The organism is Psychrobacillus insolitus, assembly GCF_003254155.1.
GTDB classification, from domain to species: Bacteria; Bacillota; Bacilli; order Bacillales_A; family Planococcaceae; genus Psychrobacillus; species Psychrobacillus insolitus.
The window spans coordinates 961395-982313 of record NZ_QKZI01000001.1 but is presented as its reverse complement, the minus strand read 5'-3'; the positions used below and the strand labels follow the sequence as shown (position 1 = coordinate 982313).

Sequence of the window (20919 nt, the reverse complement as noted above, 5' to 3'; positions counted from 1 at the left end):
TAATTCTATAAATATCGAGAAAAAATATTCACCATAGCCGGAGGATACAAATGAATGAACGAATAAAAAAACCCATAAATGACATTTCCGTTTTTTGGAAAAGTCGGACGAAGATGCAAAAGGGAACTATGGTAGGAAGTACAATAGCGGTAATTCTAATTGCGGCACTTATAACTTACTTTGTAACGAAAATAGATTTTGTTCCTCTTTACTCTGATGTTACTCCCTCAGAAATTGGTCGTATTAAAGAAACACTTGATACTCAAGGTGTTCCAAATGAAATAGCACCCGGGGGTACATCTATTTTAGTACCTGCTGAACAAGTCGATTCTTTATTAGTACAATTAGCCGCAGAAGGTTTCCCTGAATCTGGAATGATTGACTACAGCTTTTTCTCTCAAAATGCAGGGTTTGGTATGACTGACAATGAGTTTAATGTGTTGAAATTAGCCTCTATGCAAACCGAACTTGGGAATCTAATCAAAAGTGTAGAAGGTGTAGATGATGCTAAGGTAATGATTACTTTGCCTGAAGAAGGTGTCTTTTTATCTCAGAGTAATGAAGCGGCAAGTGCTTCCATCGTATTAAATACAGATCCCGGTTATCAATTTACTGAAACACAAATCCTCTCATTATATAATTTAGTATCAAAATCAATTCCTAATCTATCGACGGAAGATATTGTCATTACCAATCAATACTTCGAATATTTTGATCTAAAACAAGCAAGTACAGGTGGAGCAAACGTAGAAGATCAAATGACGGTCAAAAAGAATATTGAGCGAGACTTGCAGAGACAGGTCCAAACAATGCTGAGTACATTGATGGGGCAGGATAAGGTAGTAGTTTCTGTCACTACTGATATTGATTTTAAACAAGAAAATCGCGAGGAGAATCTCGTCCTGCCTGTTGATGAAGAAAATATGTCTGGTATTGAAATAAGTGCACAACGAATTTCTGAAACATTTACTGGTGAAAATCCAGTAGTTGGTGGAACACCTGCAGAAGAGGATCCAACAGATAATGGTACAAGTTATGTAGCAGGCTCTTCATCTAATGGAGATTATGAACGTCTTGAAGATACGATCAATAGCGAAGTAAATAAAATCCGAAAAGAAATCGTTGAAAGTCCATATAAAATTAGAGATATTGGTATTCAAGTTGTGGTTGAGCCTCCAAGTCCAGAAGATGTAACGTCTATGCCGGAAGGTGTCCAAGATGATATTGAGCAAATACTTTCAACGATAATTCGAACTTCAATTGATAAAGGTGAGGTTGGAGTATTAACAGATGAACAATTAGAAGAAAAAATTGTTGTATCTGTCCAAGCCTTTAATGGAAAAACGCAAACTGTAGCTGAAACAACACCTACAATTCCATGGTGGATCTATGTTATAGGAGGAATATTGTTAGTCGCAATTATTCTTCTAGTTATTTACATTTTCCGTTCTAGAAAGAATGTTGAAGAAGTGATTATTATGGAAGAGCAACTTGAGGATATAACAATAGATGATATTAATGATGAAAAAGAAACAGAAGCTACTTTAAGACGAAAACAATTAGAGAAAATGGCAAAAGATAAGCCTGAAGATTTTGCAAAATTGTTGCGTACTTGGATAGCAGACGAATAATCGGAGGGACTGCTATGGTAAAGAAAGAAAAAGAACTTAGTGGTAAACAAAAAGCAGCGCTCTTGTTGATTTCTCTGGGACCAGAAGTATCTGCTTCTATATATAAACACTTAAATGAAGAAGAAATTGAGCGTTTGACATTAGAAATTTCTGGTGTAAAAAAAGTAGAGCCAGAAATTAAAGAAGATATTATTGAAGAATTTCACACGATTGCATTAGCTCAAGACTATATTTCCCAGGGTGGAATTGGATACGCGAAGACAGTTCTTGAAAAAGCACTTGGCGCAGAACATGCACAAGCAATTATTAATCGATTGACATCTTCTCTCCAAGTAAGACCATTTGATTTTGCGAGAAGAGCTGAGCCCACTCAGTTATTCAATTTCATCCAAGGAGAGCATCCACAAACGATTGCATTAATATTGTCTTATTTAGAACCACAGCAAGCAGGGATTATTCTTTCATCGCTACCGCAAGAAGTTCAAGCTGATATCGCTAGACGAATTGCAACGATGGACTCTACTTCACCAGAGGTAATAAGTGAAATAGAATCAGTTTTGGAAAGGAAATTATCGAGTACTGTGACCCAAGATTATACTGAAACTGGTGGAATCGATGCTGTAGTAGAAGTATTGAATGGCGTAGATCGTACAACTGAGAAAACGATTCTTGATGCTTTAGAAATTCAAGACCCTGAACTTGCTGAAGAAATCAAGAAGAGAATGTTTGTCTTCGAAGATATTGTTACACTGGATAATCGTTCCATACAACGAGTTATTCGTGATTGTGAGAACGAAGACTTACTTCTATCAATGAAAGTATCTAGTGAAGAAGTAAAAGATATTATTTTCAGAAACATGTCTACTCGTATGGCAGAAACGTTCAAAGAAGAAATGGAAATTATGGGTCCAGTACGTCTACGTGATGTAGAAGAAGCACAGTCACGAATTGTTACTGTTATTAGAAGATTGGAAGATGCTGGTGAGATAATTATAGCTCGCGGTGGAGGAGATGACATTATTGTCTAAAATCATCCGAAACGCGCATATGATCGAATCTAATGAAAAGTTAAAGCCTATTCAAATAAGAGATTTATATGTCTCTGAAGAAATTGAAGTAGATTACTCTTATTCACATGAGGAAATATCGAGAGAAAGAAATAAGATGCTCAGTGAAGTGGAAATAGAAATTACAACAAAAAAAACACAGTTATCTTCCGACATAAGCGAGACAAAAGTGTATATTGAAAGTCAATTAAGAGAGTGGGAAGAACAAAAAAACTCATTCCAACAACTTGCTTATGACGAGGGTTTTTCACAAGGGCTTGAAGAAGGGCGAAATAAAGCCGTTTCAGACATGCAAGAGCTTCTTTCTAGAGCAAATAAAGTAATAGAAACTGCATATGAAACTGCGGATTCGTATTTGCAGCATCAAGAACACGTAATATTAGAACTTGGTATTCGTACAGCGGAAAGAATTATTGGTATTAAATTGGAAAATGATGACCAACTCTTCTTATCTATTGTAAAAAGAGGCTTAAAAGAAGCTAGAGAGATGAAAAAAATCAAACTTTATATTTCTCCCACTTATTTCACTTTGGTTTCAAGTAGCCGTGAAGAACTAGCTTCTATTTTCCCGGTTGATGTACCTTTTATGATTTTTGTGGATGAAGATATACAGGCAACAGACTGTTATATTGAAACGAATCATGGAAGAATTGTTGTAGGAATTGATGAACAATTACAAGAATTACGAATTAAGTTAAATGGAATATTAGATAGTATGGAGTGAATGTGATGAAAGCAATCGATTTAATACAACAAATCCCGAGTCTATCTACATTTAAAAAATATGGTCGAGTGAGTCGTGTCGTTGGATTAATGATTGAATCACAAGGTCCTGAAAGTTCTATTGGAGATGTATGTAAAATTCATATAAACTCTTTTAAAAATGGACATTCAGTCATACTAGCTGAAGTAGTTGGATTTAAAGAAGAAATTGTCGTCTTAATGCCATACACGAATATAAGAGAAATTTCCACAGGTTGTTTAGTAGAAGGAACAAATAGTCCACTTGAAGTAAAAGTGGGTCCAGAATTAATCGGTAAAGTATTAGATTCAATGGGTAATCCAATTGACGGAACTGTATTGTCAAAAGGTCTAAAAACGGTTGGAACGGAACAAGATCCTCCAAATCCTCTAACAAGACCACCTATACATGAGAGAATTGAAGTTGGTGTAAAAGCAATTGATGGAATGTTAACTGTCGGTAAAGGACAAAGAGTCGGGATTTTTGCAGGATCTGGTGTTGGAAAAAGTACATTACTAGGAATGATTGCAAGAAATACAAATGCCGATTTGAATGTAATTGCACTAATTGGTGAACGTGGTCGTGAAGTACGTGAATTCATTGAGAGAGATTTAGGTAAAGAAGGGTTAGCAAAATCGATTGTCGTTGCTGCAACTTCCGATCAACCCGCATTGATGCGCATAAAAGGTGCTTTTACTGCTACGGCAATTGCAGAGTATTTCCGAGACAAGGGGTTAAACGTCATGCTAATGATGGACTCTGTTACACGTGTTGCCATGGCACAACGGGAAATTGGTTTAGCAGTAGGTGAACCACCTGCTACGAGGGGATATACTCCTTCCGTATTTGCTATATTGCCGAAATTACTAGAACGCACCGGAACAAATGAGCATGGGACCATTACAGCATTCTATACGGTATTAGTAGATGGTGACGATATGAATGAGCCAATTGCAGATGCCGTGCGTGGGATTTTGGATGGCCATATTGTATTGGATAGATCTCTAGCGAATAAAGGCCAGTTTCCAGCGATTAATGTATTAAAAAGTATTAGCCGATTAATGAATCATATATCAGAAGAAGACCATAAAAAAGCAGCACAACATTTGCGAGATTTATACTTTACATATAACAAATCAGAGGACTTGATCAATATTGGTGCTTATAAAAGAGGAACTTCAAAAGAAATTGACGAAGCGATAAAATATGAGCCTCTAATTACTGCATTCCTTAAACAAGGTTATTTAGACAAAGTGTCAATAGATGATACGGTTAACGAACTAGTGTCATTATCAAATGGTGGTGTATAAAAATGGTAGCATATCAATATAAATTTGCTAAAGTGTTAACGATACGAGAACAAGAAAAAGCAGAAACTGAAATTGCATTTAAAGAATCTATTCATGTCTTTGAAAAGATCGCTACTGATTTATACAATCTGTTAAAGAAAAAAGAAGATACGATCAATGCACAAAACGAACTACTTCAAAAAGGATTATCTATTGATCACATGAATCATTATTCTAAATATCTTGAAACTTTAGAAAAAAGAAATGAACTATTGCAAAAAGAAGTTAATCAAGCTAGGGCTAAAATGAATTGGTTTGAAGAAAAACTTTTAGAAAGAACTTTAGAAGTTCGGAAATTTGAAAAAATGAAGGAAAGAGACTATGAGTTCTTTAAAGAAGAACAGAATAGAATCGAAACAATCCAGTTAGATGAAATTTCGGCATTGAAGTTTCAAAACAAAGAGATTAGGTGAGCAAAAGTATGGCTAAACGAAACAAATCGACTATGGAATTTGATGAAGTTAACGGAGAGTCAAAAAAAAGTGGTAAAATTAAAGTATTTCTTTACTTATTTATCATTCCTTTCTTATTTGCTTTAGCACTGCTTTTAATCGTTACTCAGATTGCTGATATTAATGTGTTTGAAAAAGCGAAAGAATTAACCCAGTTCAATCAAGAAGAGACCTTAAAAGAGGAAGATAAAAATACTAAACTAGAAGAAAAAGTAGTTAATTTACAAGCAGCAATTCAAGAAAAAGAAGCTGAAATAGATCAATTGCAAACAGAAATAGATGAATCTGCTAATACGAGTGAAGCCTTGTTAATCGAACAAGAACGATTACTTGATGAAATAGACACTCTTCAGAGAGAACAAATAAGTAATAAACGAGAGTATGCTGAAATTGTATCGACATTTGAAAAAATGTCTGCAAAAACTTCAGCTCCTGTAATTGTAAAAATGAGTGATGCAGAAGCTTTACGAATTCTTACAAGTTTGAAGCCAGAAACTGTTGCGAAGATTTTCGAAAAAATGCTACCAGAAGAGGCTGCAAAATACACAGAATTAATGTCAAAACAGTGATGTTTTGTAAATTTGAAGGGAGGTGAAAGAGTGAATACCGCAACAATCACAAATACGGGAAATATTGCGATTCAACCAAAAGGTCAACAACAAACACCCATGCAAAGTAAACAAATATTTGGACATGTTTTTGGTCAAATATTATCTAACCAGCAAGTGCAAAAACCAGTTGTACAAATACCAGATGAATCTCAACAAAATATTATACAAGAACTACTTTCTATTTTAGGTGCAGAATCACTGGAACAAGTCGAAAATATATTAGGATCAAAAGAATTGTCAGTTAATACAAAAGAACTAAAAGGCCTATTAAATAAGCTTTTAGATGAAGAAACGGATATAAATGACGAACTTACAGAATCCAATGTGTGGGATTTATTAGCTGGGATCAATGAACAAGCTAGTCAATTGAGTAATATAATCGTCCAATCTTTATATGGACAAGGTCCTGCCACTCCAGTAGAAGCAAAGCAAGCAGTGCAATTACTGAAAGTTGTGCAACTTATTGGAAAGAAATCTGATTTGACGCTAAAACAAGAATCTACACTATTTGATATAAGTCGACTTGTAGATGATTTGAAAAAAATGATTTCTAAAGAAGTAAACACTGTAATATCAACTAAAGGTAAGCAAAAGTTACTATTTGAAACGACTTCTCAAATTAGTGGTGTAAGTGAAAATTTCTCGAAACCTGCTACAAACCACCTTACCTTGGATCAATCAATGAAACAAGTTGTTATTAAACAAGTAACTTCACCAACCGAAACAGTTGTAGAGGTAAAAGAAGTGACTTCAAATATACAAGGTCAATCATCAACGATTGTACAAACAAAAGTTGAAGCTGTTTCTGTTACTTTACTAACGGGAAAACCCGCTCAAACGGAAGAACTTGTAAAAGAGTTACAAAAAGCGATGAATCGAGCTCAATTTGGGCAAGCAGGAGGAGCAAATAGATTAGTTATTAAGCTTTATCCAGAACATCTTGGAACGATTCGGATTGAATTAATTCAAAAAGATGGAATGTTAACGGCGAGAATGCTTGCATCCACAGCTTTAGGTAAAGAAATGCTTGATTCACAGTCCGGTCAATTAAAACAAGGATTAATGAATCAAAATATTCAAGTGGAAAGACTTGAAATTACACAAGCATTGCAAGATACATCGAGACAAGACAGAAACCAAGCATTTAATGAGTCTTTTAAACAACAGCAACAACAACAGCAAAAAGAATCAAAGCAAGATGAGAAGGAAGACCTTTCTACTTTTGAAGACTTTTTAAAAGAAATGGAGGATTAACAGATGGCAGAAATGACTGCAATAACAGATAGTATGTATTTGTCTTCAAAAAAAGCTCCAACAAAAACTACTGGAAATAGTAATCTTGGTAAAGACGCATTCTTGAAAATTTTAATGACACAACTTCAAAATCAAGATCCGACCAAACCAATGGATGACTCACAATTCATTGCACAAATGGCGCAATTCTCTTCTCTGGAGCAAATGACAAATTTAACAACAGCATTTGAAAAATTTGCAGAAGCTCAAGAACAAACGCAAATGATTGAGTATAGTAATTTTGTTGGTAAAGATGTAAAGTGGCATGAACTGACGGAAGAGCTAGATGCAGATGGTAAACCACTTACAAATGAGGGTACTGGAGCAATAACTGGAGTTAAGTTTCTAGAAGGAAATATAGAATTTACTTTAGATGGTGGGAAAGTCATTACACCAGGTAATATATCAGAAGTATTGTCTAGTAGTACAAGCTCAAATAGTCTAGTAGAAGCAAGTATGATGATTGGAAAAACAGTAAGTTACTCAAGTGACAACGGTGAAGTGTCTGGACAAGTTGAATCGGTATCTAAAAAAGACGGTAATATCGTGTTCAATCTTAGTGAGTTGAGTATTTCTGCTGATCAAATTAATTCAATAAAGTAAATTAGAACGGAGATATGCAATGGACAAAATTTCTTTAAATCGCGTTCCACTGCAAACAACTATTCGTCAATCGCTAACTACTAAACAAGTTACTTCGCCAAAACAATCGTTTTCACAGCATTTGCAAGAAGCAACTGTAAAAACTGAGTTGAAGGTAAGTAAACATGCTAATCAGCGTTTAGCTGAACGAAATATTCACATATCAGAAGCCGAATGGCAGCTTGTGAGTGAAAAAGTATCAGAAGCTCGCTCAAAAGGTGTGAATGACTCATTAGTATTGATGGATCAAGCAGCATTAATCGTAAGTGCAAAAAATGCAACAGTGATTACTGCGATGGATCGCACGGAAGCGAAAAATCAATTATTTACAAATATAGACGGCACTATTGTGCTGAACTAATAGATAGCAGGACCTGAAAAAGGGTGCTATGTGCAGTGGACTGATTGAAGCTAGCACGCAAATTGAAGGGAGAAACAATAAATGATTCGTTCCATGTACTCAGGTATTTCAGGTTTAAAAAACTTTCAAACAAAACTTGATGTAATAGGTAACAACATCGCTAACGTAAACACATACGGATTCAAAAAAGGTCGTACAGTTTTCAAAGATTTAATTTCACAAACGACTGCAGGTGCCACAGCTCCTACAGAAACTCGAGCTGGAGTTAATGCTAAACAAATTGGTTTAGGATCTCAACTTGCAGCAATTGACACAATTCACTCTGGTGGTTCACTTCAAACAACGGGTAATACCTTGGATCTAGCAATTTCTGGAGATGGATTCTTTCAAGTAGCTGATGGCAATGATGGTAGTTTAGAAGATGATAGATTATATACAAGAGCAGGGAACTTCTATATGGATAGTGAAGGATATTTAGTTAACTCAGATGGTAAGTACTTAGTGGGCGAGGATGGATCTATTCAAATTCCTGTAGAATCACAAAGTATGACGATTGGTCAAGATGGTACAGTTACTTATGTTGACGAAGCTGGAGAACTTATAGATGCAGGTCAAATACAGTTAGCGAAATTTCCGAATAATGGTGGACTTACTAAGGAAGGTTCAAATTACTATAGACAATCTCCTTCTTCAGGTGAACCATCTCCTGGTATAGCATTAACAGAAGGACTTGGAACTATCAACTCTGGTTTCCTAGAAATGTCGAACGTCGATCTATCTGAAGAATTCACGGACATGATCGTTGCACAACGTGGGTTCCAAGCAAACACTCGTATTATCACAACATCTGACTCCATTTTAGAAGAGCTAATTAACTTAAAACGATAATTTAACAGAATCATAAATTTATGGTAAGGGAGGGTTGGGCCGTTCCTATTATGGCCCGGCCCTTTATATTGATAAATTTAACTCGTTTAAATGGTAAAGGATTTTCACTCAATGCATTATACATAGAGAAAGTAGAATCTTTTCCGGATACAACAATAACACTGACGAATAGTAACAAATACGTTGTGTTAGAAACTCGAGAAGAGGTATCCAGAAAAACTGCACAATTTTACAATCAGATACATATTTTATCGAATCCCCACTTAAGAGGTGATGGACATGAAGAATAAAAATAAACTATTAACAATTATGCTAATTATTTTAGTGTGTATTACTTTAATTGGTGTAATTGCTTTGCTTATCGTATCTCAACTAAACAAAGGTGATGAGGAAGAAAAACCATCAATTGATGAAATTGTAGAATCTTCCGTAGATATCGCTGAAATTACAACGAATTTAGCCGGAGAAAACTTCATTCGAATTTCTTTGAAAGTACAAACGGATAGTTTAGAAGCTGGGGAAGAACTGACAAAAAGAGATTTTCAAGTAAAAAATATAGTGATTACAGAACTTTCTGAAATGACTCCAGAACAACTGGATGGAAAAGAAGGAAAAGTGGCATTTGAATCTTCACTAAAGACTAAAATTAATGAATTAATGGATTCTGGTGAAGTACAGCAAGTGTATATTACTTCTTATATTATTCAGTAAAGTAAATTTTTTTGAACGGAGGTGGCAGATTGGCTGGAGATATATTATCTCAATCAGAAATAGATGCGTTGTTAAGTGCACTCTCAACTGGGGAAATGACTGCAGATGAGTTGAAAAGTGAACAAGAATCGAGAAAAGTAAGGGTATATGACTTTAAACGTGCGTTAAGATTTTCTAAAGACCAAATACGTAGTTTAACTCGTATACATGAAAACTTTGCTCGTTTATTAACCACATTTTTTTCTGCCCAATTAAGATCTTATGTACAAATATCCGTAGTATCAGTGGATCAAATTCCTTTCGAAGAATTTATCCGTTCGATTCCACATATGACACTCATCAATGTTTTTGAAGTTCCCCCATTAGAAGGAAATATTTTAATGGAAGTTAATCCGAATATTGCTTATTCCATGTTGGATATGATGATGGGAGGAAAAGGTGGAGCATATACGAAAGTTGATAGTTTAACAGAAATTGAAATGAAGATAATGACAAATCTATTTGAACGCTCATTTGCTAATTTACGAGAAGCTTGGGCTAATATTGCGGACATAGATCCAATATTAACGGAATTAGAAGTAAATCCTCAATTTTTACAAATGATTTCACCGAACGAAACAGTTGTTGTTATTTCTTTTAATACTATTGTTGGTGAAACTAGTGGAATGATTAATATCTGTATTCCACATGTAGTTCTTGAACCGATTGTTCCTAATCTGTCCGTAAGATATTGGATGCAGTCAAACAAAAAAGAAGTTTCGCCAGAACAACTTAAAGTATTAGAAAAACGTGTAAAATCTGCAGAAATTTCAATAGTTGCTGAGTTAGGTGAAACGGATATTTCAATTGAAGACTTGTTGTATTTACAATTAGGAGATGTTATTCAATTGAATACAAAGATTGTAGATCCACTGCTTATAAAAGTAGGGGGCATACCAAAATTTACAGCACAACCAGGTAAACTAAAAAATAGAATGGCTGTACAAGTCATTGAAACGGTGAAAGGAGGAGAGGATGATGAGTGATGATATGCTCTCCCAAGAAGAGATTGAAGCTCTCCTTAGAGGAACTCTAATTGAAGACAATGAAGTTAATACAGAGTCAGAAAAAATTAATGTAGATGATTACTTAGACTCTTTTACGCAAGGTACTCTTGGAGAAATAGGAAATATCTCATTTGGAAGTTCTGCTACTGCATTATCCACTCTTTTAGGTCAAAAAGTAGATATTACAACGCCTAATATTGACATGATTAATAGTAATAAGTTAATAGAAGAATTTCCTCACCCTTATGTTGCAGTTCAAGTTAAGTACACTGCGGGATTAACAGGGATGAACTTACTCGTTATTAAACAATCAGATGCGGCCATTATTGCTGACTTAATGTTAGGTGGGGATGGGATAGACCCAAGACCAGAACTCAGTGAAATTCAGTTAAGCGCTGTTCAAGAAGCGATGAACCAAATGATGGGGTCAGCTGCTACATCCATGTCAACTTTATTCAATAAAAAAGTCGACATTTCACCCCCATCCATCGATTTAATGAATTTACCAAATAACGAAGGAACAGAAGCCATTCCAAATGATTTACTCATAAAAATATCTTTCCGATTGAAAATTGGGAATTTAATTGATTCAAATATTATGCAATTACTTCCGTTAGAATTTGGGTTAGGTTTAGTGAAATCATTAATCGGTGAAGAAGAACCAGAAGTTGCAGCAACCATTGTAGAGGAAAAAGTACAAATTTCCCCTCCACCTGTTGAAACTCAATCAACAATTCAAAATAATACCCAACAAATGCAATTTTCACAGCCTAAACCTCAAGTTCAGCAAGTAGAAGTGCAACAAGCTCAGTTTGCTAGTTTTGAACCGTCAAATCTAACACAAAATGAATCTAGAAATTTAAATTTACTACTTGATATTCCACTTCAAGTAACAGTAGAATTAGGTCGTACTAAGAGAACTGTAAAAGATATACTAGAGCTTACAAGTGGCTCTATTATTGAGTTAGATAAGCTAGCTGGAGAACCAGTAGATATTCTAGTTAATAATAGACATATCGCTAAAGGAGAAGTAGTTGTTATTGATGAAAACTTCGGTGTTCGAATAACAGATATCCTAAGTCAAGCACAACGGATTCATAATTTAAGATAAGCAATGGAGGAGACGTAACATGTCGAAAAGAATATTAATAGTTGATGATGCAGCATTTATGAGAATGATGATTAAAGATATACTAACGAAAAATGGATTTGAGGTAGTTGGAGAAGCAGCAGATGGTATTCAAGCTGTTGAAAAGTATGCAGAATTAAAACCAGATTTAGTAACAATGGATATTACTATGCCAGAAATGGATGGCATTACTGCACTAAAAGAAATTAAAGTAAATAATCCGAACGCTGTAATTATTATGTGTTCCGCTATGGGTCAACAAGCAATGGTAATCGATGCAATTCAAGCAGGAGCAAAAGATTTCATCGTTAAACCATTCCAAGCAGAACGTGTAATTGAAGCAATTTCTAAAGCACTCGGGTAAGCAGAAGATGAGGAAATTTCCCATCTTTTTTGCAAGTCTCTTATTCTTTCTAATTCTGCCATTAGACTTAGAAGTAAATGCTGAAAGTGATCCCAATGTAACTGTAGAAGAAAACCTTAAAAAACCACAAAATCAAATAGAAACAGAAGAAAGTCCACTCTCAGAGATAAATGATTCTGAAATGACAGATAATGTATCCATCACTATTTGGGATTATGTAAAAATGATTTTGGCATTAGGATTCGTCATTCTACTTTTATATGGGTTACTCCGATTTGTTAATAGTAGAAATAAAACATTCCAACAAAATCAACTTATTCAAAATTTAGGTGGGGTTGGACTAAGTCAAGGAAAGTCAGCACAACTGCTTCAAGTGGGGAACTCTTTAATATTAGTAGGTATTGGAGAAGACATTACTGTACTAAAAGAAATTACAGATCCAGCTGAAATTGAAATACTTACAAAAATTTATGAAGACAAACAAGATATAGGAAAAGCAGTCCCATATATCGCTGAAATTATTAGTCGTTTGAAGAGGGAAATGACCTCTCAAACGAAAAATAATGACAAGAAGAAACCCACTTTTGATCAAGTTTTTCAAACAAGATTACAAGAAGTAAAAAAAGACCGAAGTGAAGTATTAAAGGATTGGAAGACAAAGGAGCGCGAAAAAAATGAATGATTTTGTCCAGTTTTTCTCGGACAGTGATCCATCTAATGTTTCTACGTCTATCAAATTAATGCTTTTACTTACGGTTTTATCATTGGCACCTAGTATTTTAATATTAATGACTTCATTTGCACGAATCATTATTATATTATCATTTGTTCGAACAGCATTAGCCACGGGACAAATGCCACCGAACCAAGTGCTGGTTGGTCTGGCTCTGTTCTTAACGTTTTTTATTATGGCTCCAACGTTACAAGAAGTAAATAAAGAAGCATTAACACCTTTATTTAACGAAGAAATTACATTAGATGAGGCATATGAGAAAGCCTCTGCTCCATTTAAAGAGTTTATGAGTAAACACACTAGACAAAAAGATTTGGAACTGTTTTTGCGATATTCAGAAGCAGAGAGACCAGAAACATTGGAAGATATCCCATTAACCATAATGGTTCCTGCATTTGCAATTAGTGAGATAAAAACAGCATTTCAAATAGGATTTATGATTTTTATTCCTTTTTTAGTTATTGATATGATTGTTGCCAGTGTTTTAATGTCCATGGGTATGATGATGTTGCCACCAGTTATGATCTCTTTACCATTTAAAATATTGTTATTCGTATTAGTAGATGGTTGGTATTTAGTAATGAAATCTATTTTACAAAGTTTTTAGGAGCTGATCGAAATGAGTAATGAAATGGTAATTTCGATTGCAGAACGAGCTATCTGGGTCATTCTTCTTGCATCAGGTCCTCTTCTATTAATAGCATTAATAACTGGTTTAGCAGTAAGTATTTTTCAAGCTACAACACAGATTCAAGAACAAACGCTAGCTTTTGTTCCGAAAATAATTGCAGTATTATTAGGACTCGTTTTTTTTGGACCGTGGATGCTTTCACAAATAACTTCATATGCAGCTGATATTTTTGAAAATCTGACAAGATACATTGGTTGAGTCAATGGAAGAAATACTACCAAATTTAACTGTTCTGTTACTTATTATTGCACGTGTATCTGCATTTTTTGTTGTTTTACCACTATTTTCACATAGATCAATACCTGGTACACATCGTATTGCATTCGCAGTAGTGATATCTTGGATGATGTATTATACGTTAGATGTTGCACCTTTTGAAGTGAATGGTGATTACATATTATTAATTATGAAGGAAGTTATTATCGGCTTGTTTATTGGGCTACTTGCTTTTATTATTATGTCAGCTATCCAGATCGCTGGTGGATTTATTGATTTTCAAATGGGGTTTGCCATAGCAAATGTTATTGATCCACAGACAGGTGCTCAAAGTCCACTTATTGGGCAATTTTTAAATACAATTGCTTTATTATTACTTCTTGCGTTGAATGGACATCATTTATTATTAGATGGTATTTTTTATAGTTATCAATTTGTCCCAATGGAGCTCTCATTTCCACCTTTTGGACAAGAAAATTTTATTGAATTTATCATGAAAACATTTGCTGGCGTTTTCGCTGTTGCATTTCAAATGTCTATACCAATTGTCGCGACCCTCTTTTTAGTGGATATTGCATTAGGTATAACCGCAAGAACTGTACCCCAACTTAATATTTTCGTTGTAGGTTTCCCATTAAAGATTGGTGTTAGTTTTCTAGTGTTAGTTATTATGATGGGGGTATTAGTAGCGGTAATGCAAAAAATGTTTGAAATTATGATAATTGCAATGCGAGATTTAATGATTATATTAGGTGGTGGCTAAATTGTTTAAGCTCCGATTAGACTTACAGTACTTTGCTGGAGAAAAGACAGAAAAAGCTACACCTAAGAAAAGGCAAGATTCACGAAAAAAAGGGCAAGTATTAAAAAGTCCAGATGTGACTAGTGCGGTTGTACTATTATCTATTTTTCTTTTCTTATTCTTTTTTGCAGGATTTTTAAGATCGGAAATATATTCTTTTTTTAGTGTGGCTTTTACAAAATATATGTTAGTTGAAACGTTAACAATTGAATCGGTAATTCTGATTTTTACAGATATTCTTATTGAAGTGGCAATTATCGTATTGCCAATTATGTTAGTTGCTGTAGTTGCGGCGATAGTAGGTAATTTATTTCAATTTGGTCTATTATTTACAACTGAACCATTAAAGTTTGATTTGAAAAAAATAGATCCAATAAAAGGGTTAAAACGAATTTTTTCGATAAAAGCGATTGTCGAATTATTAAAATCAATTATGAAAATAGGGTTTATTGGTTCTGTAACAACGTTGATACTATGGATGAATATCGAGCAAGTACTTTCTTTATCATTTAAATCAGCTTGGGATACACTTTCTACTATAGGATGGCTAACTGGAATGATGGGAATAGCTGCTTCGTTCGTATTATTATTTATTTCTGTCTTAGACTTTTTTTATCAACGTTTTGATTATGAAAAAAATCTTAAAATGTCGAAACAAGACATAAAAGATGAACATAAAAATTCAGATGGGGATCCTATTATAAAATCACGTATCCGCCAAAGACAAAGAGAGATGGCTATGCGTCGTATGATGCAAGAAGTTCCTACAGCAGATGTAGTCATTACAAATCCAACTCATTTTGCCATTGCGTTAAAATACGATGATGCATCAATGGATGCCCCAACTGTAGTAGCGAAAGGAGCGGACTTTGTCGCTCAAAAAATTAAATTAATTGCAAAAGAAAATGATGTAGTAATGGTAGAAAATCGAGAATTAGCTCGTGCAATGTATGATCAAGTTGAAATCGGTCAGAAAATTCCAGATGAATTTTTTAAAGCGATTGCAGAAGTGCTTGCTTATGTATACCGTATAAAGCAAAAAATTTAAATGTAAAGATTGAGGTGGGAGTATATGCAAGTCCGCGATATAACCGTATTAGCAGCTGTAATATCGATTGTTGCAATGCTAATAATACCTCTACCTCACTGGTTAATCAGTTTTTTAATTATTATCAATATTGCCATAGCGTTACTTATTTTAATGACTGCTATGAATATGCAAGAGGCATTACAGTTTTCCGTTTTTCCAACTCTTTTATTACTAGTAACATTATTTAGGCTAGCACTTAATGTTTCCACTACAAGAGCAATTTTAGCCGATGGAGATGCTGGTACTGTAGTAGAAACTTTTGGTACGTTTGTGACAGGTGGAAATATGTTAGTTGGTTTAGTAGTATTTGCAATTTTAGTAATCATAAATTTCATTGTTATTACTAAAGGGGCAGAGCGTGTATCTGAAGTAGCTGCACGTTTTACACTTGATGCGATGCCTGGTAAACAAATGAGTATTGATGCAGATTTAAATGCTGGGATGATTTCTGAAAAAGAAGCAAGAGAACGACGTGAAAAAGTTAGTGGAGAAGCTGACTTTTACGGTGCGATGGATGGTGCAACAAAATTCGTAAAAGGGGATGCCATTGCAGGAATCATTATTGTTCTTATTAACCTTGTATTTGGTATTATCATTGGTGTTGTACAATTTGGACTTCCTTTCGGAGAAGCTGCAGTCCTTTTTTCTACAATGACTGTAGGGGACGGGCTTGTATCACAAATTCCTGCACTTCTTATTTCAACGGCAACTGGTATTGTTGTAACAAGAGCAGCATCTAAAGGTAATCTTGGTGAAGACATCACCAGTCAATTATTTAATCAGCCTAAACTTCTTTATGTTGCTGCCGCTACAATTGCTCTTCTAGGAGTTGTTACTCCCATTGGAATACTGTTAACATTTCCAGTTTCAATTGCACTTATAGCTGGGGCATATATGATGAATAGGGCGAGTAAAGAGGATCCTGCCGACTTAGAAGATTTTGAAGAAGAAATAGAAACGGATAATATGAAAAGTCCTGAAAATGTTATTAATCTACTCAATGTAGATCCAATTGAATTTGAATTTGGCTATGGACTTATTCCACTGGTAGATGCATCACAGGGCGGTGATTTGCTTGACCGAGTTGTGATGATACGTAGGCAACTAGCTTTAGAGTTAGGTCTTGTTATTCCGGTAGTTCGAATACGGGATAATATTCAATTGCAACCGAATGAGTATCGTCTCAAAATAAAGGGAAATGAAATGGCTAGAGGAGAACTATTATTAGATCATTATCTAGCAATGAGTCCTGGTGATGATGATTCAATCGAAGGTATCGATACAATTGAACCATCTTTTGGATTGCCTGCAAAATGGATTACAGAGACTGTAAAAGAAGAAGCTGAAATTCTCGGTTATACAGTTGTAGATCCACCTAGTGTCGTTTCTACTCATCTGACTGAAATTATTCGCAATAATGCTCATGATCTACTAGGCCGTCAAGAAACGAAACAATTGATTGATCACATAAGAGAGACTTATCCAATACTTGTTGATGAGTTGACACCTACTCCACTCACTGTTGGAGAAATACAGAAAGTTCTTAGTAATTTACTAAAAGAACGTGTATCAATAAGGAATTTACCAGTTATTTTTGAAACACTTGCCGATTATTCCAAAATGACTTCAGATATTGATGTATTAACTGAATATACAAGACAGTCATTGGCAAAACAAATAACTACTCAATTTGTAGGAAATAGTCACGTATTAAAAGTAGTAACTGTATCAGGAAAAGTAGAAAAAATGATCGCTGATAATATTCAACAAACAGATACTGGGAATTATTTATCTATTGACCCAAATGATTCACAAACTATTTTAGAGTCTATGGCTAAAGAAATTGAACGAGCATCGTTAATGGAACAAACACCAATTATTTTGTGTTCTCCAACAGTTCGCATGTATTTGCGCCAAATGACAGAAAGATATTTCCCTCAAGTTCCAATTCTTTCTTATAATGAATTAGAATCTTCCATTGAGGTACAAAGCGTTGGGGTGGTGAATATATAATGAAAACGAAAAAATATTCTGCAAGTACAATGCCAGAAGTGATGAAACTTATTCGAAAAGATTTAGGGGAAGACGCCGTTATATTAAACTCTAAAGTCTTATATTCAAAAGGTTTCTTAGGATTATTTAAAAAGAAAACGATAGAAGTATTAGCTGGGATGGATTCAGTTGAAGCACCAGTTACCCCAAGGACACCTAGCACACAAATAGTAAAAAATGATTCAATTTCCACTGAAATAAAAAAAGAATTGGAAGACTTAAAAAAAATGGTGAAGTCTATCAAACATTCTCAAGTGGGAACAGAATTCCCTGAAGAATTCAACATTATTTTAAACTATTTAGCAGACCAAGAACTTGAAGAGGAGCTTATCACAACAATTAGTGATGAGCTTTTCGTACATCTAAATAATAGTAAAACACGGATACCAATAGAAGTCCAAAAAGAAATTGTACAAAATTTACTCATTGCAAAATTACAAGAGGTTCCTTTTGGTGGAATATCCTATTCTAAAAAATTTATTAATGTTTTAGGACCAACAGGTGTAGGTAAGACAACAACGATTGCTAAAATGGCTGCTAGAGCAGTTTTGGAAAAAAAGAAAAAAGTAGGATTTATTACCACGGATACTTACCGAATTGCAGCAATAGAACAACTAAAAACATATGCAGGGTTACTACAAGCACCGATGGAAATTATATACAATGAACATGATTTACAAGAAGTAATGAGGAAATTTGAAAATCTGGATGTTGTATTTATCGATACTGCAGGTAGAAATTATAAAGAAATTAAATTTGTTCAAGATTTACAGAAGTTAATTAATTTTGAGGAAAATACAGAGACATTTCTTGTCCTTTCAACAACGTCCAAGCAAATCGATATGGAAGTAATAATTGAACAATTCCAAGGTTTTCCAATTGAGAAGTTTATTTTTACAAAAATAGACGAGACTAATTCTATTGGAGCTATCATTAATTTAATGATTAAATATAAGAAAGGACTTGCTTATTACACGGATGGCCAAGAAGTCCCGGAAGATATAGTAGAAGCTAGTTTAATTGACTTGCTCAATTTATTCTTAAAGGGGATTCCTCATGAGAGATCAAGCTGAAGAACTAAGAATGCTAATGCTTCGAAGTCAAAACAAATTAGGTAAATCTATTGCTGTAGTTAGTGGAAAAGGAGGAGTGGGAAAAAGTAATTTTTCGATGAACTTTACAACAATCTTAAGTGGCATAGGAAAAAAGGTCATTTTAATTGATATGGATATAGGTATGGGGAATATTCATATCTTATTAGGTGAATCCATTTCTTATAGTTTTAAAGATTATTTAGTAGGTGATAAGTCAATAGAGGAAGTCATGTTCGACGGACCTAATAACCTAAAATATATTTCAGGTGGTTCAGGACTTTCAAATATATTAGAATGGACAGAACCTGTATTTAACCGTTTAATTGCGGCATTCGAATATTTACAAAAGAGCTATGATTATATTGTATTTGATATGGGAGCAGGAGCTACGAGTCAATCATTGGAATTATTAGTATCAATTGATGAAATAATCGTTATAACTACTGCTGAACCTACTTCTATTACGGATGCATATTCAATGATGAAATATATTTATTTTAAAGATCCAGATAAAAAAATGAATGTGGTTTGTAATCGAGTTTTTAGTGAAGAAGAAGGTCTAGAAACGTCAAAGCGTTTAAAGTTAGCGATGTCTAAATTTTTATCAAAAGAAATTTCTATACTTGGGTTTTTACCTGAAGATACAGTAGTAAGGCTTGCTGTCAAACAACAAATTCCCTTTTCGATATTATTTCCAGAATCAGAAGTTACCAAAAAGCTGCAACGAATAGTTTATAATTTTACTGATACTGAAATGGTACAAGAAAAGCTTCCTCAAAAAAGTAATTTTATAGCCAAATTGAAAAATATATTTTCTGGAAGGGTGTAAAAGATTGAATATCTCACAAAAAAAGAAGTTGTTGATTGTAGATGATTCTGCTTTTATGCGAAAATTAATAGGAGATTTTTTTATAGATAACGAAAAAATTGAAGTAGTTGGTATCGCTAGAAATGGACGAGATGCTATTGAAAAGATTAAATTGCTTCAACCAAATGTAGTGATTATGGATATTGAAATGCCAATAATGAATGGGTTAGATGCACTAAAGCAAATAATGAAAGAGACGCCAGTTGCAGTTGTGATGCTCTCTAGCATGACAAAAAAAAGTTCCGAAAGTACGTTACTTGCTATGGAATATGGAGCAGTAGATTTTATCGCAAAACCAAGTGGTGCCATATCTTTAGATTTACATAAAATAAAAAGTGAACTTGTTGAAAAAGTAGAAAATGCTGCAACTATAAAAATTTCAATGATGGAGAGACCAGTTGTAGAAAGTCTTACTAATTTTGTTGGTTCAGTAGTTATCAATAGCAAGACGGAGACAGTAACTAGAGTAATGCCTAAAGTAGCTAGTTGGAATAAGTTTAAGAAGAAAATGATTCTCATAGGTACTTCAACTGGAGGTCCGAGAGCATTACAAGAAGTAATTACAAAACTGCCTAAGGACATCAAAGCACCAATATTAATCGTTCAGCATATGCCAGCTGGCTTCACGAAATCTTTAGCGCAACGACTAGATCAATTATCTGAAATATCTGTTAAAGAAGCAGAGACTGGTGATATACTTCGAGATGGACAAGCTTATATAGCTCCAGGAGGATATCATATGCGTTTAACAAAAACTGGTAGTATATACTCCATTCTGTTAGATGATGTCGAACCTCCAAGAGCAGGGCATCGACCAGCTGTTGATGTGTTATTTGAGGATAATAGTCAGTACAATGACTTTGATAAAATTGTTGTTATTATGACAGGGATGGGTTCAGATGGTGCTATTGGTCTTCACAAACTAAAAGCAAAAGGGAATGTCGTCGCCATTGCCGAATCTGCGAAAACATGCATTGTTTATGGAATGCCGAAAGCTGCTGTTGAAACTAATTTAGTGAATAATATCGTAGATGTAGACCAAATTGGAAAAATGATTATACAATACTTACCTTAAAGGGGAGTTACT

24 protein-coding genes are annotated in these 20919 nt (G+C 34.4%); all 24 read left to right on the top strand.

Annotation, left to right across the window (positions count from 1 at the left end; genetic code table 11):
* Positions 1 to 50: 50 nt before the first annotated feature.
* The 24 genes from fliF to C7437_RS04715 all read left to right on the top strand — a co-directional run bounded on the left by fliF (position 51) and on the right by C7437_RS04715 (position 20907).
* Positions 51 to 1631, top strand: coding sequence for a flagellar basal-body MS-ring/collar protein FliF (fliF, locus tag C7437_RS04830; RefSeq protein WP_111438486.1), 1581 nt, complete (start codon positions 51 to 53; stop codon positions 1629 to 1631).
* A 14-nt stretch (positions 1632 to 1645) separates the two neighbouring features.
* Positions 1646 to 2659 (top strand): flagellar motor switch protein FliG, encoded by a 1014-nt coding sequence (fliG, locus tag C7437_RS04825; protein WP_111438485.1) that lies wholly within the window; start codon positions 1646 to 1648, stop codon positions 2657 to 2659.
* Positions 2652 to 3422, top strand: a complete 771-nt coding sequence (gene fliH, locus C7437_RS04820; protein ID WP_245909210.1) for a flagellar assembly protein FliH — start codon at positions 2652 to 2654, stop codon at positions 3420 to 3422. Before fliG ends, fliH begins: the two co-directional genes overlap by 8 nt.
* A gap of 5 nt (positions 3423 to 3427) precedes the next feature.
* A complete protein-coding gene (gene fliI / locus C7437_RS04815) occupies positions 3428 to 4750 on the top strand; it encodes a flagellar protein export ATPase FliI (protein ID WP_111438483.1) in 1323 nt (440 codons plus the stop codon).
* 2 nt (positions 4751 to 4752) lie between these two features.
* Positions 4753 to 5202: a flagellar export protein FliJ gene (gene fliJ, locus C7437_RS04810; RefSeq protein ID WP_111438482.1), complete on the top strand. Its 450-nt coding sequence runs from the start codon at positions 4753 to 4755 to the stop codon at positions 5200 to 5202.
* Positions 5203 to 5210: 8 nt separating this feature from the next.
* Positions 5211 to 5810 (top strand): MotE family protein, encoded by a 600-nt coding sequence (locus C7437_RS04805; RefSeq protein ID WP_111438481.1) that lies wholly within the window; start codon positions 5211 to 5213, stop codon positions 5808 to 5810.
* Between the two features lie 30 nt (positions 5811 to 5840).
* The gene (locus C7437_RS04800) at positions 5841 to 7106 is read left to right on the top strand and encodes a flagellar hook-length control protein FliK (protein ID WP_111438480.1); all 1266 of its coding nucleotides are present in this window, start codon (positions 5841 to 5843) and stop codon (positions 7104 to 7106) included.
* Between the two features lie 3 nt (positions 7107 to 7109).
* The gene (gene flgD / locus C7437_RS04795) at positions 7110 to 7748 is read left to right on the top strand and encodes a flagellar hook assembly protein FlgD (RefSeq protein ID WP_245909209.1); all 639 of its coding nucleotides are present in this window, start codon (positions 7110 to 7112) and stop codon (positions 7746 to 7748) included.
* A 19-nt stretch (positions 7749 to 7767) separates the two neighbouring features.
* Complete coding sequence (locus tag C7437_RS04790; protein WP_111438479.1) at positions 7768 to 8148, top strand: TIGR02530 family flagellar biosynthesis protein; 381 nt, start codon at positions 7768 to 7770, stop codon at positions 8146 to 8148.
* An 81-nt stretch (positions 8149 to 8229) separates the two neighbouring features.
* Positions 8230 to 9036: a flagellar basal body rod protein FlgG gene (gene flgG, locus C7437_RS04785; RefSeq protein WP_111438478.1), complete on the top strand. Its 807-nt coding sequence runs from the start codon at positions 8230 to 8232 to the stop codon at positions 9034 to 9036.
* A 68-nt stretch (positions 9037 to 9104) separates the two neighbouring features.
* A complete protein-coding gene (locus C7437_RS04780) occupies positions 9105 to 9326 on the top strand; it encodes a flagellar FlbD family protein (RefSeq protein WP_111438998.1) in 222 nt (73 codons plus the stop codon).
* Positions 9316 to 9747: a flagellar basal body-associated protein FliL gene (fliL, locus tag C7437_RS04775; protein ID WP_111438477.1), complete on the top strand. Its 432-nt coding sequence runs from the start codon at positions 9316 to 9318 to the stop codon at positions 9745 to 9747. The genes C7437_RS04780 and fliL overlap by 11 nt, the downstream gene beginning before the upstream one ends.
* Positions 9748 to 9776: 29 nt before the next feature.
* Positions 9777 to 10772 carry a flagellar motor switch protein FliM gene (fliM, locus tag C7437_RS04770; RefSeq protein ID WP_111438476.1) on the top strand — a complete coding sequence of 332 codons (996 nt, stop codon included), beginning with the start codon at positions 9777 to 9779 and terminating at the stop codon, positions 10770 to 10772.
* Positions 10765 to 11904, top strand: a complete 1140-nt coding sequence (gene fliY / locus C7437_RS04765) for a flagellar motor switch phosphatase FliY (protein WP_111438475.1) — start codon at positions 10765 to 10767, stop codon at positions 11902 to 11904. The genes fliM and fliY overlap by 8 nt, the downstream gene beginning before the upstream one ends.
* Positions 11905 to 11923: 19 nt before the next feature.
* Entirely contained in the window at positions 11924 to 12286 is a 363-nt protein-coding gene (locus C7437_RS04760) for a response regulator (RefSeq protein ID WP_111438474.1), read from the top strand.
* Positions 12258 to 12968: a flagellar biosynthetic protein FliO gene (locus C7437_RS04755; RefSeq protein ID WP_170122308.1), complete on the top strand. Its 711-nt coding sequence runs from the start codon at positions 12258 to 12260 to the stop codon at positions 12966 to 12968. The genes C7437_RS04760 and C7437_RS04755 overlap by 29 nt, the downstream gene beginning before the upstream one ends.
* Positions 12961 to 13626: a flagellar type III secretion system pore protein FliP gene (fliP, locus tag C7437_RS04750; RefSeq protein ID WP_111438472.1), complete on the top strand. Its 666-nt coding sequence runs from the start codon at positions 12961 to 12963 to the stop codon at positions 13624 to 13626. Before C7437_RS04755 ends, fliP begins: the two co-directional genes overlap by 8 nt.
* A gap of 12 nt (positions 13627 to 13638) precedes the next feature.
* Entirely contained in the window at positions 13639 to 13908 is a 270-nt protein-coding gene (gene fliQ, locus C7437_RS04745) for a flagellar biosynthesis protein FliQ (RefSeq protein WP_111438471.1), read from the top strand.
* Between the two features lie 4 nt (positions 13909 to 13912).
* Complete coding sequence (gene fliR, locus C7437_RS04740) at positions 13913 to 14689, top strand: flagellar biosynthetic protein FliR (protein ID WP_111438470.1); 777 nt, start codon at positions 13913 to 13915, stop codon at positions 14687 to 14689.
* Positions 14682 to 15776, top strand: a complete 1095-nt coding sequence (flhB, locus tag C7437_RS04735) for a flagellar biosynthesis protein FlhB (protein ID WP_111438997.1) — start codon at positions 14682 to 14684, stop codon at positions 15774 to 15776. The genes fliR and flhB overlap by 8 nt, the downstream gene beginning before the upstream one ends.
* A 24-nt stretch (positions 15777 to 15800) precedes the next feature.
* Positions 15801 to 17831: a flagellar biosynthesis protein FlhA gene (gene flhA / locus C7437_RS04730; RefSeq protein WP_111438469.1), complete on the top strand. Its 2031-nt coding sequence runs from the start codon at positions 15801 to 15803 to the stop codon at positions 17829 to 17831.
* Positions 17831 to 18943 carry a flagellar biosynthesis GTPase FlhF gene (gene flhF / locus C7437_RS04725; RefSeq protein WP_111438468.1) on the top strand — a complete coding sequence of 371 codons (1113 nt, stop codon included), beginning with the start codon at positions 17831 to 17833 and terminating at the stop codon, positions 18941 to 18943. The genes flhA and flhF overlap by 1 nt, the downstream gene beginning before the upstream one ends.
* Positions 18927 to 19793: a MinD/ParA family protein gene (locus C7437_RS04720; protein ID WP_111438467.1), complete on the top strand. Its 867-nt coding sequence runs from the start codon at positions 18927 to 18929 to the stop codon at positions 19791 to 19793. The genes flhF and C7437_RS04720 overlap by 17 nt, the downstream gene beginning before the upstream one ends.
* A gap of 4 nt (positions 19794 to 19797) precedes the next feature.
* On the top strand, positions 19798 to 20907 hold the full coding sequence (locus C7437_RS04715; protein ID WP_111438466.1) for a protein-glutamate methylesterase/protein-glutamine glutaminase: 1110 nt from the start codon (positions 19798 to 19800) through the stop codon (positions 20905 to 20907).
* Positions 20908 to 20919 lie beyond the last annotated feature (12 nt).

Excerpts from the sequence above, each read along its gene's own strand:
- fliF (WP_111438486.1), top strand. The coding sequence starts at position 51 with ATGAATGAACGAATAAAAAAACCCATAAATGACATTTCCGTTTTTTGG.
- fliG (WP_111438485.1), top strand. The coding sequence starts at position 1,646 with ATGGTAAAGAAAGAAAAAGAACTTAGTGGTAAACAAAAAGCAGCGCTC.
- fliI (WP_111438483.1), top strand. The coding sequence starts at position 3,428 with ATGAAAGCAATCGATTTAATACAACAAATCCCGAGTCTATCTACATTT.
- fliJ (WP_111438482.1), top strand. The coding sequence starts at position 4,753 with ATGGTAGCATATCAATATAAATTTGCTAAAGTGTTAACGATACGAGAA.
- C7437_RS04805 (WP_111438481.1), top strand. The coding sequence starts at position 5,211 with ATGGCTAAACGAAACAAATCGACTATGGAATTTGATGAAGTTAACGGA.
- flgD (WP_245909209.1), top strand. The coding sequence starts at position 7,110 with ATGGCAGAAATGACTGCAATAACAGATAGTATGTATTTGTCTTCAAAA.
- C7437_RS04790 (WP_111438479.1), top strand. The coding sequence starts at position 7,768 with ATGGACAAAATTTCTTTAAATCGCGTTCCACTGCAAACAACTATTCGT.
- flgG (WP_111438478.1), top strand. The coding sequence starts at position 8,230 with ATGATTCGTTCCATGTACTCAGGTATTTCAGGTTTAAAAAACTTTCAA.
- fliL (WP_111438477.1), top strand. The coding sequence starts at position 9,316 with ATGAAGAATAAAAATAAACTATTAACAATTATGCTAATTATTTTAGTG.
- fliY (WP_111438475.1), top strand. The coding sequence starts at position 10,765 with ATGAGTGATGATATGCTCTCCCAAGAAGAGATTGAAGCTCTCCTTAGA.
- C7437_RS04760 (WP_111438474.1), top strand. The coding sequence starts at position 11,924 with ATGTCGAAAAGAATATTAATAGTTGATGATGCAGCATTTATGAGAATG.
- fliP (WP_111438472.1), top strand. The coding sequence starts at position 12,961 with ATGAATGATTTTGTCCAGTTTTTCTCGGACAGTGATCCATCTAATGTT.
- fliQ (WP_111438471.1), top strand. The coding sequence starts at position 13,639 with ATGAGTAATGAAATGGTAATTTCGATTGCAGAACGAGCTATCTGGGTC.
- fliR (WP_111438470.1), top strand. The coding sequence starts at position 13,913 with ATGGAAGAAATACTACCAAATTTAACTGTTCTGTTACTTATTATTGCA.
- flhA (WP_111438469.1), top strand. The coding sequence starts at position 15,801 with ATGCAAGTCCGCGATATAACCGTATTAGCAGCTGTAATATCGATTGTT.
- flhF (WP_111438468.1), top strand. The coding sequence starts at position 17,831 with ATGAAAACGAAAAAATATTCTGCAAGTACAATGCCAGAAGTGATGAAA.
- C7437_RS04720 (WP_111438467.1), top strand. The coding sequence starts at position 18,927 with ATGAGAGATCAAGCTGAAGAACTAAGAATGCTAATGCTTCGAAGTCAA.